General features: G+C 69.8%; 15 protein-coding genes and 1 pseudogene. 14 read left to right on the forward strand and 2 right to left on the reverse strand.

Translation table 11 applies throughout. The features are described 5' to 3' along the window. Window positions 1-2 precede the first annotated feature (2 nt). The 14 genes and pseudogenes from AB0F17_RS37180 to AB0F17_RS37245 form a co-directional block, all read left to right on the forward strand. A complete protein-coding gene (locus AB0F17_RS37180; RefSeq protein WP_358032615.1) occupies window positions 3-1,571 on the forward strand; it encodes an NAD(P)-binding domain-containing protein in 1,569 nt (522 codons plus the stop codon). Continuing rightward, a complete protein-coding gene (locus AB0F17_RS37185; RefSeq protein WP_358032790.1) occupies window positions 1,571-2,608 on the forward strand; it encodes an alpha-hydroxy acid oxidase in 1,038 nt (345 codons plus the stop codon). Before AB0F17_RS37180 ends, AB0F17_RS37185 begins: the two co-directional genes overlap by 1 nt. Next, entirely contained in the window at window positions 2,602-3,960 is a 1,359-nt protein-coding gene (locus AB0F17_RS37190) for a cytochrome P450 (protein WP_358032617.1), read from the forward strand. The genes AB0F17_RS37185 and AB0F17_RS37190 overlap by 7 nt, the downstream gene beginning before the upstream one ends. Window positions 3,961-3,988: 28 nt before the next feature. Beyond that, window positions 3,989-5,311, forward strand: coding sequence for a cation:proton antiporter (locus tag AB0F17_RS37195; protein WP_358032619.1), 1,323 nt, complete (start codon window positions 3,989-3,991; stop codon window positions 5,309-5,311). Between the two features lie 73 nt (window positions 5,312-5,384). Further along, window positions 5,385-6,074, forward strand: a complete 690-nt coding sequence (locus AB0F17_RS37200; RefSeq protein ID WP_358032621.1) for a response regulator transcription factor — start codon at window positions 5,385-5,387, stop codon at window positions 6,072-6,074. Then, window positions 6,071-7,369, forward strand: a complete 1,299-nt coding sequence (locus AB0F17_RS37205; RefSeq protein ID WP_358032623.1) for a HAMP domain-containing sensor histidine kinase — start codon at window positions 6,071-6,073, stop codon at window positions 7,367-7,369. Before AB0F17_RS37200 ends, AB0F17_RS37205 begins: the two co-directional genes overlap by 4 nt. Window positions 7,370-7,575: 206 nt before the next feature. Beyond that, window positions 7,576-7,764, forward strand: a complete 189-nt coding sequence (locus AB0F17_RS37210) for a hypothetical protein (RefSeq protein WP_358032626.1) — start codon at window positions 7,576-7,578, stop codon at window positions 7,762-7,764. Next, the gene (locus AB0F17_RS37215; RefSeq protein ID WP_358032630.1) at window positions 7,748-8,284 is read left to right on the forward strand and encodes a DUF6879 family protein; all 537 of its coding nucleotides are present in this window, start codon (window positions 7,748-7,750) and stop codon (window positions 8,282-8,284) included. The genes AB0F17_RS37210 and AB0F17_RS37215 overlap by 17 nt, the downstream gene beginning before the upstream one ends. Further along, window positions 8,268-9,107, forward strand: coding sequence for a helix-turn-helix transcriptional regulator (locus AB0F17_RS37220; RefSeq protein ID WP_358032632.1), 840 nt, complete (start codon window positions 8,268-8,270; stop codon window positions 9,105-9,107). The genes AB0F17_RS37215 and AB0F17_RS37220 overlap by 17 nt, the downstream gene beginning before the upstream one ends. A 109-nt stretch (window positions 9,108-9,216) precedes the next feature. Continuing rightward, window positions 9,217-9,546 (forward strand): hypothetical protein, encoded by a 330-nt coding sequence (locus AB0F17_RS37225; protein ID WP_358032634.1) that lies wholly within the window; start codon window positions 9,217-9,219, stop codon window positions 9,544-9,546. Further along, entirely contained in the window at window positions 9,543-9,761 is a 219-nt protein-coding gene (locus AB0F17_RS37230; RefSeq protein ID WP_358032636.1) for a hypothetical protein, read from the forward strand. The genes AB0F17_RS37225 and AB0F17_RS37230 overlap by 4 nt, the downstream gene beginning before the upstream one ends. Before the next feature lies 1 nt (window position 9,762). Further along, on the forward strand, window positions 9,763-9,939 hold the full coding sequence (locus AB0F17_RS37235) for a hypothetical protein (protein ID WP_358032639.1): 177 nt from the start codon (window positions 9,763-9,765) through the stop codon (window positions 9,937-9,939). Between the two features lie 165 nt (window positions 9,940-10,104). Next, window positions 10,105-11,013 carry a radical SAM protein gene (locus tag AB0F17_RS37240; RefSeq protein ID WP_358032641.1) on the forward strand — a complete coding sequence of 303 codons (909 nt, stop codon included), beginning with the start codon at window positions 10,105-10,107 and terminating at the stop codon, window positions 11,011-11,013. Between the two features lie 326 nt (window positions 11,014-11,339). Next, window positions 11,340-11,657 (forward strand): annotated as a pseudogene (locus tag AB0F17_RS37245) (methyltransferase domain-containing protein); the annotation flags it as partial. Here AB0F17_RS37245 and AB0F17_RS37250 read toward each other — a convergent pair. Then, complete coding sequence (locus AB0F17_RS37250) at window positions 11,607-12,161, reverse strand: hypothetical protein (RefSeq protein ID WP_358032803.1); 555 nt, start codon at window positions 12,159-12,161, stop codon at window positions 11,607-11,609. The pseudogene AB0F17_RS37245 and the gene AB0F17_RS37250 sit on opposite strands and share 51 nt — an antisense overlap. Before the next feature lie 138 nt (window positions 12,162-12,299). Beyond that, window positions 12,300-12,740: a hypothetical protein gene (locus AB0F17_RS37255; RefSeq protein ID WP_358032806.1), complete on the reverse strand. Its 441-nt coding sequence runs from the start codon at window positions 12,738-12,740 to the stop codon at window positions 12,300-12,302. Window positions 12,741-13,310: the final 570 nt, after the last annotated feature.

A 13,310-nucleotide genomic window follows, 5' to 3' on the forward strand; every position in this document is an offset into this window, starting at 1 on the left:
CCGTGCCGGACAACGCCCTCGACTACCTGGTGATCGGCGCCGGCCCGGCTGGGCTGCAGTTGGGATATTTCCTGGAAAAGGCGGGGCGGTCGTACCTGATCCTCGAAGCCGGTCCCACACCGGGCATGTTCTTCCGGGCCTTCCCCCGCCATCGCACGCTCATCTCGATCAACAAGAAGCACACCGGCTCCTCCGACCCGGAGCTCAACCTCCGGATGGACTGGAACTCCCTGCTGTCGGACGACCAGGACCTGCTCTTCACCCGCTACAGCGACCGGTACTTCCCCGCCGCCGACGACATGGTCCGCTACCTCGCCGACTTCGCCGCCGCCTGGGGCCTGCGGATCGTCTACGACGCGCGCGCCGCCCACGTCACCCGCGCGCCCGGCGAGGGCCCCTTCCAGGTGACCGACGAGCGCGGCCGGACCTATGAGGCCAAGCGCCTGATCGTCGCGGCTGGGGTCACCCGGCCCAACATCCCGGAGATACCGGGCATCGAGACGGCCGAGCCGTACGGTACCGCCGCCACCGACCCGGCCGGCTACCTGAACCAGCGGGTGCTCGTCATCGGCAAGGGCAACTCGGCCTTCGAGACGGCCGACAACCTGGTCGAGACCGCCGCGGTGATCCACGTCGCGGGGCCGAACTCCGTACGGATGGCGTGGCGCACCCACTTCGTCGGGCACCTGCGCGCGGTCAACAACAACTTCCTCGACACCTACCAGCTCAAGTCCCAGAACGCGGTGCTGGACGGCTCGGTCAAGCGGATCGAGCAGCAGGCCGACGGCTCCTACCTGGTGACGGTGAGCTTCGCCCGCGCCGACGAGGTCACCAAGGACATCCCGTACGACCGGGTGATCGTCTGCACCGGCTTCCGGTTCGACGCCTCGATCTTCGATGACGGGTGCCGTCCGGAGCTGATGATCCAGGACAGGTTCCCGGCGCTCACCCCCGCCTACGAGTCGGTCAGCGTGCCCGGCCTCCACTTCGCCGGAACACTGACGCAGTCGCGCGACTTCAAGCGCGGCACCAGCGGCTTCATCCACGGCTTCCGCTACGGCACGCGCTCACTGCACCGCATCCTGGAGAACAGGTACCACGGCGTCCCCTGGCCGGCCCGCGAGCTCGCGGCCGCCCCGGAGGCCATGGCGGCAGCGGTGCTCGAACGGGTCAACCGCTCCTCGGCGCTGTGGCAGCAGTTCGGCCTGATGGCCGACGTCATCGTCCCCGACGACCGGGGCGGGGCGCGCTACCTGGAGGAACTGCCGGTCGATCTGCAGGGCCCGCCGATCGGCGACGGCGGCCACTACGCGATCACGCTGGAGTACGGCCCGGAACACGACAAGGTCGACCCCTTCGACATCGCGGTCGGCCGGATCCGGCAGAGCGACTCCGCGCGCGCCCACGAGGGCCACTACCTGCACCCGGTGGTCCGGCATCACCGGCCCGGCACGCCACCCGCCGTCCACCACATCACCGAGAACCTGGAGAACGAGTGGACCTCCCCCGAGGTGCACCTCGAGCCGCTCCGGGCCTTCTTCGCCGCCCAGGCCGCCTCGGTACCGGCGTGATGGACACACTGGGCGAGTTCGAGGCCGCGGCCCGCTCTCGCCTCGATCCCGCCCACTACGACTACTTCGCCGGCGGGGCCGGTGACGAGGTCACGCTGCGGGCCAACGAGGCGGCCTTCGACCGGCTCGCGCTGCTGCCGCGGGTGCTGCGCGGCGCCGGGAAGCTCCAGCTCGACGTCACCCTGCTCGGCAGCCACGCGGCCATGCCCGTGCTGGTGGCGCCGACCGCGTTCCACCGGCTCGCCGACCCCGAGGGCGAGCGGGCCACGGCGCGGGCGGCCGCGACCGCCGAGACGATCATGATCGTCAGCATGGCGTCCACGGTCGCCGTCGAGGACGTGGCCGCGGCGGCGCCCGGCGCCGAGCTCTGGTTCCAGCTCTACATCCAGCCGGACCCGGCCTTCACCGAGACGCTCGTCCGGCGGGCCGAGGCGGCCGGTTGCAAGGCGCTGGTCGTCACGGTGGACTCCCCCACCCTGGGGGCGCGGGCCCGGGACCGGCGCCACGGCTTCCACGACCTGCCCGAGGGCATGTGCTGCGAGAACCTGCGCGACGGCGCGCGGGTGCGGCCGATCGTCATGTCACCAGAGCTCTCCTGGGCGCACATCGACCAGTTCAGGGAGATGACGGCGCTGCCGATCGCGCTCAAGGGCGTCGCGCATCCCGCCGACGCGCGCCTGGCGCTCGAGCACGGCGTCTCAGCGCTGCTGGTCTCCAACCACGGCGGGCGGCAGCTCGACACGGTCCCGGCGGCCATCGACCTGCTGCCGGACATCGTGAGCGCCGTCGGCGGAGCCGTACCCGTGCTGCTCGACGGCGGTGTCCGGCGGGGCACCGACGTGCTGAAGGCGCTGGCGCTGGGCGCCGCGGCGGTCGCGGTCGGCCGTCCGGTGATCTGGGGCCTGGCGGCGGACGGCGAGCGGGGCGCGGGCCGCGTGCTCAGCCTGCTGCGCTCGGAGGTGGAACGGGCGCTCACCCTGTGCGGCTGCGCGTCGATCGACGAGCTCGAACCGGGGATGGTGCGACGCGCATGCTGACCGTGGTGGCCGGCGTGGTGGCTGGGGCGCTCGCCGCCGGCGCGGTGCTGAGCCTGCCGTGGTGGCTGCCCGGCCGGGTCGTGGCGCTGCGGCTCCGCGTCTTCAACCGGGTCAACGGGGACGAGGGCATCCCCGTACCCGGCGACCTGGTCGGCGTCGAGCGGTTCAAGGAGGTCTACTCCCACCCGGCGGCCGGCGGCCGGAGCAAGGGCGCCGCCCTGTCGGACCTGTTCTGGTACTGGCTGGCGCCCGGCCCCGAGATGCACCAGGAGCACCTGGAGGCGGGGGAACGATATGACGCCGTCGCCCGGGCCACCCGCGGCTTCCTCTCCCTGCCGCGTACGGAAGCGGAGGAGCTGACCCGCCGCTGCGTCGCGCGGACGCTGCGGGACGCGCGCGGGCTGGTCCGGCTGCGCGACCTGATGATGCCGCTCTGGGCGGAGTTCTCCTACGAGCTCGTCTTCGGCAGGCGGTGCCCCTGGGCGGCCCGCGAGCTGATCATCGGCAACGCGAACGACGTCGTCACCGCGCTCAAGGGCTGCGGGCTGCGGCACATGCACCGGCGCGACCGGCTGACCCGGTATCTGGTGGAGCAGTTGCCACGGGTGCGGCACCCGCTTCCCGAAGGGTTGTCGGCCAGGGAGCAGGCGCTGTACCTGCAGGGCGCCTTCTTCAACACCGCGGTCGTCCAGTTGTCGGAGGCCATGGCCCACCTGCTGATGGTCCTCGCCCAGCACCCGGACGTACAGGCCAGGGCGCTGACGAGTGGCCCCCGCTACCTCGACCAGGTGATCTCGGAGACACTGCGGCTCTACCCGCTCTTCGGCGTCGCCCACCGCGTCACCACCGGCGACATCCCGCTCGACGAGCGCACGGCGATCCCGGCCGGCTCGGTGCTGTGCTTCAACTACCCCGAGTTCCACCGCGCGGGCTTCACCGACCCCGGCCGCTTCGACCCCGGCCGCTTCCATCCCGACCGCGTCGCGGCCCGGGAGCTCAACCACATCCCGTTCGGCATCGCCGCCAACCGGCCCTGCCCGGCCTGGCGGCTGGCGCCGATCGCCATGCGGGTCGCGGCGGAGGAGATCCTGCGCCTGTACGCCCTGGACTCCTCCGCCGCCCACACCCGGTCCCTGCCCAACCGGGGGCCGTGCCTGCTCACGCCGCGGTACGCCCCCAGGAGGGCCACCCACCGGTCGCTGCTGCTGTTCGTGCGGTTCCGCGACCGGTGGGAGGACGTCTGGCGCAGCCTCGTCCAGCTCGTCCTCGGCAGCTACATGGTCTGGGACGCGCGCCGGCAGCGGCTGTGCGCGCGCTATTTCGCGGAGGACGGCCAGCCGGTCTCCCACTGATCGTCCCGATTACGAGCGGAGAAATGGTATGCCCACTATGGCGCTGGTCGCCGCCGGTGACCCGAACCTCGAACTGATCCTGAAGGTGCTGCCCGCCCTGGTCGTCATCCTGCTGGTCGCGGGCCTCTGCGGCCGGCTGGCGCTGATGGTGATGCAGCCGCGGGTGCTCGGCGAGATGGTGGCCGGCGTCCTGCTCGGCCCGACGCTGTTCGGCTGGCTGCTCCCGGAGGCCCAGGCCGCCCTGTTCCCCAAGGAGGTCAGGCCGGTCCTGTACGTGCTGAGCACCATCGGGCTGACCTTGTACATGTTCCTGGTCGGCGCCGGGCTGGACCACGGCGCGCGGTCACCGGGCGAGGTCCGCCGGGGTTCGGTCCTGGCCGGGTCGGGCATCCTGCCCGCCCTGGCCCTGGGCTTCTGCAGCGGCCTGCTCCTGTGGGACCTGCTCTCCCGCCCGGATGTCAGCCGGTGGGAGTTCGCCCTGTTCCTCGGCGGCGCGCTGTCGCTGACCGCCTTCCCCATGCTGGCCAGAATCCTGTACGAGCGGAGACTGGAGAACTCCCCGCTCGGCCGGCTCACGCTGATCGCGGCCGCCATCGACGACGCCTTGGCGTGGTGCATCCTCGCCGTGCTGTCGGCGATCCACCTCGGCTCGGGCTCCGGCGGCGCCCTGCGCACCATCGGCCTGTCCGTGGTGTTCGCGGTGGTGATGCTGACGGTGGTCCGCCCGCTGCTGCGGCCACTGGGCACCAGCTTCGCGCGCACCGGCCGGCTCGGCCCCGGCGCCATGTACGTCGTCATCCTCGTCCCGCTCACCGCGGGCTGGCTCACCGACTGGATCGGCGTGTACGCCGTCTTCGGCGGCTTCGTCGCCGGGCTGGCCATGCCCCGCGACCCGGCCTTCCGCAAGGTGCTGCACGGCCGCATGATGGACGTCGTCTCGACGCTGCTGCTGCCGGTGTTCTTCACCTTCTCGGGGCTGAACACCCATCTCAACGGCATCGCCGGTGGCGCCATGTTGCTGGCGTTCGCGCTGATCCTGGCGGCGGGCTTCAGCGGGAAGTACTTCGGCTGCTCGCTGGCGATGAGGGCGATGGGGTTCGGCTGGCGCGAGTCGTACGCGGTGGGCGCGCTCATGAACGCGCGGGGGCTGATGATCCTCATCTTCATCAACATCGGCCTGGCACAGGGCATGATCACGCAGGAGCTGTTCGCCATGCTGGTGCTCGTGGCCGTGATCACGACCGCGGGGGCCCTGCCGCTGTACAAACTGGCGCTGCCGGAACGCCTCGAACAGACCAGGAGAACCGAACCCGAAGAGCCACGCCCCCTGGAGGAGGCAGCCTCGGCTTGATCTTCATTTTCGCGAAATGTCAATGCTTGTTGGGACCCTGGTAATTCTGCGGCAGTGATGCCACGGTGGGTCCGTGGCTGGGACATCGGGTACAGCCGGCTCACCCTCCCGTCGGCTGTTACTCGTCGAAGATGACCGCGAGCTCGGGGGCATGTTGGTAGACCTGTTCACCGACGAGGGATACACGGTCGACCTGGCTCTGGAGGGGCAGCGTGGCCTGCACCTGGGGCTGAGCCGCGCCTACGACGCCATGATCGTCGACCGGGGCCTGCCCGTGGTCGACGGCATCGACCTGCTGCGGCGGCTGCGCCGGCAGGCCGTCACCGTGCCGGTGCTCCTGCTGACCGCCTTCGGCACGGTCGCCGACCGGGTCGCCGGGCTGGACGCGGGCGCCGAGGACTACCTGGTCAAGCCGTTCGAGATCGACGAGCTGCTGGCCAGGGTGCGGGCGCTGCACCGCAGGAACCTGGACCAGGCCGGGCTGCTGCCCGTCGGCGCGGGCTGGCTGGATCCGGCGGCCCACACCGTACGGCTGCCGACCGGCGAGGAGGTCTCGCTGTCCGGCCAGGAGTGCCGGCTGCTGCACGCGCTGGCGAGCCGGCCGCGTCAGGTGCACACGCGGGCCTCGCTGCGGCAGCGGGTCTTCGACGGCGCCCGCACCGGCGCGATCGTGGACACCTACGTCTACTATCTGCGCGGCAAGCTGGGACCGGGCATCGTCAGCACCGTACGGGGTGTGGGCTACCGCCTGGGTGGGCTGTGAAGGGGCGGGAGGCGGCCGATCCGGAGCGGCGGCTGCTGATCGGGGCCCGCCGCCGGATCACCGTACAGGTGGCGGGCGCGATCTCCTTGGTGCTCGCCCTCTTCGGGGCGGTGGTCTACGGCGTCACCGTGAACGACCAGCACGACTCCGCGCGGCGCGACCTGGCCGCCGCGACACGTCACGGCTCCGTCACCCACCCTCCCCCCTGCGTCTGGCTGTTCGAGCTGCGCGACGGCACCGTACAGAGCTCTCCAGGGGCACCGGAGGCGCTGCCCCTGGACACCGCGCTGTACCTGGCCGCCGGCAGCGCGCCGCAGGTCGACCAGGTCGAGCTGGCCGGGCAGAGCTATCTCGTACGCACCGAGCGGCACGGTGACGTGGCGACCCAGGCGGTGATGGACCTTCGCTACCAGGCCGCCGAGCGGCAACGGCTGCTCCGCACGCTCGCCGCCGCCGAGCTCGCCGGGCTGCTGGCCGCGCTGCTGATCGGCCAGGTCCTCGCCCGCCGGGCGATCGCGCCGCTGGGTGAGGCCCTGGCCCGCCAGCGCAGGTTCGCCGCCGACGTCAGCCACGAGCTGCGCACCCCGCTGACCCGCCTGCACACCCGCGCCCAGCTCGTCGCCCGCCAGGTGCGGCGCGGAACCGACCAGATCCTGGTCATCGACGAGGTCGACCAACTGGTCACCGGCACCCGGCAACTGGGCGAGGTGGTCGAGGACCTGCTGGTGTCGGCCCAGTTCAAGCAGTTGCGCCGGCCGTTCGTCCCGGTCGACCTGGCCGCGCTGGCCGAGGAACTGGCCGTCGCCGAGGCGGCGCGCGCGGCGGCGCTCGGCGTGACGATCGACGTACGCCGCCAGGGGCTCGAGGACCACATCGTGCGCGGGGCGCAGTCGGCGCTGCGCCGGGTGATCGCCGCGCTCCTCGACAACGCGCTCGGCCATACGAGCATGGGGGGTCATATCTGGGTGACGGTCTTCGGCGACTCGGAGGTGGTGGAGCTCAAGGTGCGCGACGACGGCGCAGGCCTGGATCCGGACGACTCCGAGCGGCTGTTCACCCGGTTCGTGGGCCGGGGCTTCGGGCTGGGGCTGGCCCTCGTACGGGAAGTGGTGGACGGGCACGGCGGGACGATCACGGCGGACGGGCGGCCGGGAGCCGGGGCGGTGTTCACCGTCCGTCTCCCGGCGGATCCCGACGTCCCACACCATCCGCCGCCCAGGAGCCAGCCGACCGAGCCCGCCGACCACCCCGCCCACTCAGACCACTCAGACCGCGAACCTGAGCGGCGATTCTGATCCGCCCCCAGATCAAACGCGAGGCGCAGCGATGCGGAGCCACTTGATCTGTTCTTCTGCTTCCTGGACGAGCATCGAACCCGGCGCCGCACGGCGGCATGATGTAGCGCACTGATATTCCAACTCACGAATATTCCGGATCGCATTTGACCGCGAGGAATGCTCAACTTAACTTCAGAGTGAGCAATCGACTACAGGAGGTCACCATGAATCTGGTCAAGATCGCGGGCGGCGACTGCGGGCGGGATGACTGCCCGACCGTCTTCGCAATGCCCGACAGCAGCATGGTGGCCGTTCAGGGCTACACCGTCGATCGGGAGACACCCGAGGGAGAGTCGATCGTGAGCATTCCGGCCAAGGTCCTCCTGGAGGCCGCACGTGCGCTTGGAGGGTGACGCCTGGCGCGAGTTCTTCGACGGCTTCCAGAGCTCGGCCTGGCGGTTGGAGACTCGCGCGGCGTACTCCATGCCGGGCGAGCAGGAGGAGTTCACCTCGTTCCTGACCACGGGACGGCTGCACATCCCAGATGACGACGCATGGCTGACCCGGGTGCGTGACTTCAGGGCTTCGGGACGCACGATAGGTAGAGTGCATGCCCTTACCCGACCGCTCTCCGATTACCTGCGCTATGAATTCGCGGTGTACAGGCACACATCACGAGCCGGCGAAGACGTCAGGATTGCAGACCTCACCGACACTCCCAATCCAGGAATACCGGATTTCGATTTCTGGATGTTCGACGAAAAGCATGTGGTTCTCATGGAGTATGACCCGAACGGCGTCCAGGCGGGACGCGAACTACTGGACCGTCCAGACATCGCCCGTTTCATCGGATACCGGGATATAGCCATGGGCCACTCGGTGCCTTTCCATGAGTATCAGGCTGGGCTGAGGAGCGGTGTTCGAGCCGAATGAACTGGGCCAGCGGCGCAACGATCTGGCCACCGCGCTGCGCGAACTACGGAGGGCATCGGGCCTGACCGGAGATCGACTGGCCGCTCGAAGCGGCATCAGCCAGAGCAAGATCTCCAAGATTGAGACGGGCAAGGTCCTGCCCTCCGCAGTCGACGTCGAGCGCATCCTGTGCGCCCTGGACGCTTCACCTGACATGATCGAGGAGATCACCTCTCTCACGCGGCTGGCGAACACGCAGTTTCAGGACTGGCGCTCTACCCTTCGGCGCGGCCTACATCATCGTCAACGCGAGTTGGCCGCGATCGAAGCGGACTCGACCGAGCTGTGCTACTTCCTGCCGACCATGATCACTGGTCTCCTGCACACGCCTGAGTACGCTCGGGCAAGCCTGGCCGGCAACCCCGGCGACCTTACCCAGGCGATCGCCAAGCGCTTGGAGCGGCAGGCTGTCCTGTACGACCGAAGCAAGAGCTTCACTTTCGTCCTCACCGAGGCAGCAGTGCGCTGGCCCCTGTGCCCGGCGGATGTCATGGCGGTCCAACTCGGCCGTCTGGCGTCGCTGGCGGCTCTTCCCAACATCCGATTGGGCGTCATCCCCATGGCTCAACCGCACCTGCCAGAGGGGCCACTGAGCACGTTCACGGTCTACGACAGTCGGCTGGCCACTGCGGAGGTGTTCTCCGGCGCGATAATCATGCGGGATCCCCGCGATATCGCCTACCACCGGGAGCGGTTCTCCCTCTTCGTTAGCCATGCGCGGTTCGGAGACGAAGCCATCGAGCTACTCACCGAATGGGCCGATAAATTCCGCCATGGGAACTAGCGATTATTCCGACTCAAGATTTATTCCATGACACGAATAGCTTGCCCGCCCTCTATTTCCCTTCATAGCGTGGAGGCACCTTCAAAACCTGCGGACAAAGGAATGCATCGTGGCGACTCGTGCACCGCAACTCGCCGGCGTTTCGCCGATCGTCGCGGCCGACCAGCTACGGCAGGCACTCGCGCAAGAGGGCATCGCCGCCGATGTGCACGACGGGTACGGCCTGGCACTGGTATCCGTATGGGTTGACCTGGTGGTCTGGTCCGACGGGCTTCGCTTTTGGTGGCGTGTCGGCTGGAACGCAGAACGCCCGAGACCCGTTTACGCGTGGCACCCGTCAGCGGACCCTGCGCGCGCCGGTCGCCGCGTGGCGCTCCGCTATGCGGACCTGCGCGCCACGCACCCGCCGTCCGAGGCGATCACCGGTGCGTATCCATGAGTGTGAGATTGCGCGAATTGATCAGCGCGTTCCCCGGCTGGGAGATCTCAGACGCGGCCGGCGGGGGCTGGTACGCAGTCCGCATCGCCACGATCCCCGCACACAGCGGGCTCTCCAATCTCCGGTGCGGGGCCACCTTGGACGAGTTGCGTAAGCACCTGGAGTTGGAAGCCCAACGCGCGCCACGCCCTGCCCGGCTGCGAGGCGCGGCGTGACATGCCGCCGAACACCGCCCCTCCCGGCGACCTCCCACATCCGCGAGGTCTCGACGACTTCGAGGCGACCGCCCGAGGGTACGACGCCGGCTTGGGCGGCAAGGACCACTACCAGGCCGACAAGGCCGGATTCAAGGCGCTGATGGAGGTCGCGCCAGGCCTGCGCGTGGCCCTGTAGCCATGCGCGCCGCCGGAGTGAAGGCCACCGTCACAGCTCCAGCTGCTACACGCTGGCCTCCGCGCGGTCCCGCCGGCAGACCCTCGTCCACAACTTCCGCGGCACGACCTGAACATCGACCTGAAGGGAGGCAACCCGCAGGCCGCACCGCCCAGCCTGAACCCGGTGTGGTTCCTCGAACTGGAACTCACCCAGAAGTGCAACCTCGAATGCCCCCTGCACTGCTACGCCGACTCCGGCCCCACCAAGGGGCACGGCGAGATGACCCGCGCCGACTGGGAAACCCTCATCGACGCCGCCCCCGCCGCCGGCATCACGACGGTCCAGCTCATCGGCGGCGAGCCGACCACGCATCCGGACTTCCTGCGCCTGGCCGAGCACGCTCTCGGGACGGGGCTGAGCGTGCAGGTGTACTCCAACCTGTACCGCGTCACCGCCCCGCTGTGGGAGCTGTTCTCCCACCCGCACGTGACCCTGGCCACGTCGTACTACAGCGACGTGCCCGCCGAGCACGACAAGGTCACCGGCCGGAAGGGCAGCCACGCCCGGACCCGCGCCAACATCGTGGAAGCGGTGATGCGCGACATCCCGCTCAAGGTCGGCATCGTGGACTGCGGCGGCCCCAACCAACGCGCCCAAGAGGCCCGCGAAGAGATGACCAGGCTGGGCGTTCCCCGCGTCGGGGCTCCCGACCGGATCCGCGGCGTCGGCCGCGCCGCCACCGCCATGGGCGTGAAGGAGCTGTGCGGCCAGTGCGGCAACGGCCGCGCCGCCATCTCCTGGGACGGCGACGTCCGCATGTGCGTCCTGTCCAGGTTCCTGCCCTCAGCCGGGAACGTACGTACCACCCCACTGGCCGACATCCTCGACGGTGTCGTCTGGTACGAGCTGCTCGCACAGGTGCCCCGCCCGATCCGATCGGCGGACGACGACGAGGACTGCACGCCGCTCAAGCAGTGCAAGCCAAACAAGGACGGCGGCGACTGCAAACCGGCCGAGACCCCCTGCGAGAGCAACGCGCTCATCCTGCCGCAGATCCCCTCCCAGCTCCGCCCGATGGGTGGCGGACAGTGAGCAACAGCAGCGGATACTTCCTCATGGACTGGAAGAACCACGCGCAGGCCCTGGCCGCCGCCGCCACCCCGCCCGGATCCAGGTGGCGCGACGCGATCGCGGCCGTCCCCCGCCACACGTTCGTCCCCCGCTGGTGGGGGGACGACGGCGACGACTGGGAGCTCCGCGACGGCGAGTCCGACCACGACATGTGGATGAAGGCCGCCTACAGCAACCGCACCCTCGTGACTCGTGTCGGCGCCCTGCACGCCGATCAAGCCGAACCCGGCACGGTTCCGTCCGGGCTGCCCACCTCCTCGGCCACCCTGCCGGGGCTGGTGGTCCAGATGTACCGGCACGCCTCCATCGACGACCGATGCACCGTGCTGGACGTCGGCACCGGCAGCGGCTACGGCACCGCCGTGCTGTGCGCCCGGCTCGGCTCCACCCGCGTCACCGCGATCGACGTGGACCCGTACCTCAACAGCGCGGCCAAGGACCGGCTCGACGAGATCGGCTACCAGCCGCAACTCATCACCGCCGACGCCACCGGCCCATTCCCGGGGCAATGGCACCGCATCGTCGCCATGGTGTCGGTCGCCACCGTCCCGCCCTCATGGCTGCAAGCCCTGCACGTCGGCGGGCGGCTGGCCACCACCCTCACCAATATGGGGCTGATTCTCACCGCCGAGAAACAGAAGGACGGCAGCGCGGTCGGCCGAGTCGAGCGCGACCGGGCGATGTTCATGAACACCCGGACCGGCCCCGACTACCCTCCGCGCGACCGCGCCCTCCTCAAACGCGCCCGCGTCGAGGACGGCGAGGACGTCCAGGCCAGCCGCTACCCGTTCGTGCTGGAAGTGATCGAGGCGTGGGACGTCCGAACCATGCTGGAGATCATCGCCCCCGGCATCCGGCACCACTACTGGGACACCGGCAGCGCCCGCATCGCGGTCATGACCCACGAGGACGGGTCGTGGGCACGCGCTGAGGAAAGCGACGGCATCGTAACCGTCCACCAGTCCGGCCCCCGCATGCTGTGGTCGTACCTGGACGCCGTCCCGGGACCGCATGATCCGCCACGGCGAGCTGCCATTCCATGCCGCCAGGGCGAAGATCAGCCCCTCTGGGGTGATCACACTGAGGCGCGGGGACTGGACCGCGACCATCGGCCGGTAGAGAACCCATACCGGCCCTCTGCTGCGGGCCGTACCCCCATGGTGGCCCGCAGCTCCAGCCCCGGCATGGCCCGGTCCGGGGCACGCGCCGTGGGGCCGCCGTGCGGCGCCAGGGCGTTGGGCATCACGTCAAACCTCGACGACCGCGGACGCTGCGTTCCCCACCACACCGAGCAGGACCCCCCACCCACCGGTCCCAAGGAACTGCGCGGTCTGCTGGAGCTTGCCGCGCTTGTCCTCGTCAGGCTCCACCTCGGCGGCGGCTTCGAGGCCGGCGATGATCTGCCTGGCGAGCAGTTCGGCCGGCCACGCTCCCACGACCCGGCGGGCCTCACCGGTCGGGCTGTGGATGCCGTCGATCTCCCGCCCGGCCGAGTCGGCGCCCGTGACATCGGTGAACCGGAAGAACGGCGGCCGTTCGCCGGCAAGAGCGGCGAGCGCCCGCCGCACTTCCACCGGGTCCATGCCGAGCCGTTCGACGATCTGGTGCGGCTGGATCAGCGCCGCGCCTTCATCCGCCATCTGGACGATCGCCTTGAGTACGGGCAGGTCGTGGTCTTTCCAGGTCATGTTCGCTCCAGAAGTAAGGCGGTTTGTCCGTCGCAGTCTCCTCCAGACTTGGTCCTGGTGATGCGTACTTGTTGTCGTGGGTCACGGGAATCGGTAACGGTTTCAGCGTCCGTGCAGGCCCATGAGCAGTCGCTCGATCTCCGAAGCGGCGGGCACCTCGTCCACCGCCGGTGGAACATCCTCCACCAGCGGTGGAACAGCGTCTCGCTCATCGGCTGCGGCAAGGCGAGCGGCACTGGGCGGCAGCACGGAGCGGATGGCCTCCGCGCAACGGGTTTCGGCCTCAGCGCGGATGCTGACCGCCTTGAGGGCGGAACGTATGGCCTCCTGGCGTTCTTCTTCCCACTCGCGTGCCTCTCGGGCGACCTCGACGGAGCGTTCCTTCTTGTGCGGATCGGACAGGTCGAAGGTGAGCTCCTCCGCCGTGAACTCGGTCAAGGCGCGCCAGCCGCCGTCCGGCGGAACCGGCGCCGGAACCAGGGAACGGAAGCTCCGGACGGCCTGGGCATGCGCGCGACGCGCGCTCTCCGCCCAGATCCTCGCACCGGATGCCTGTGACCTGGCCAGTTC

It is taken from the genome of Nonomuraea sp. NPDC026600 (assembly GCF_040638335.1).
Classification (GTDB): domain Bacteria; phylum Actinomycetota; class Actinomycetes; order Streptosporangiales; family Streptosporangiaceae; genus Nonomuraea.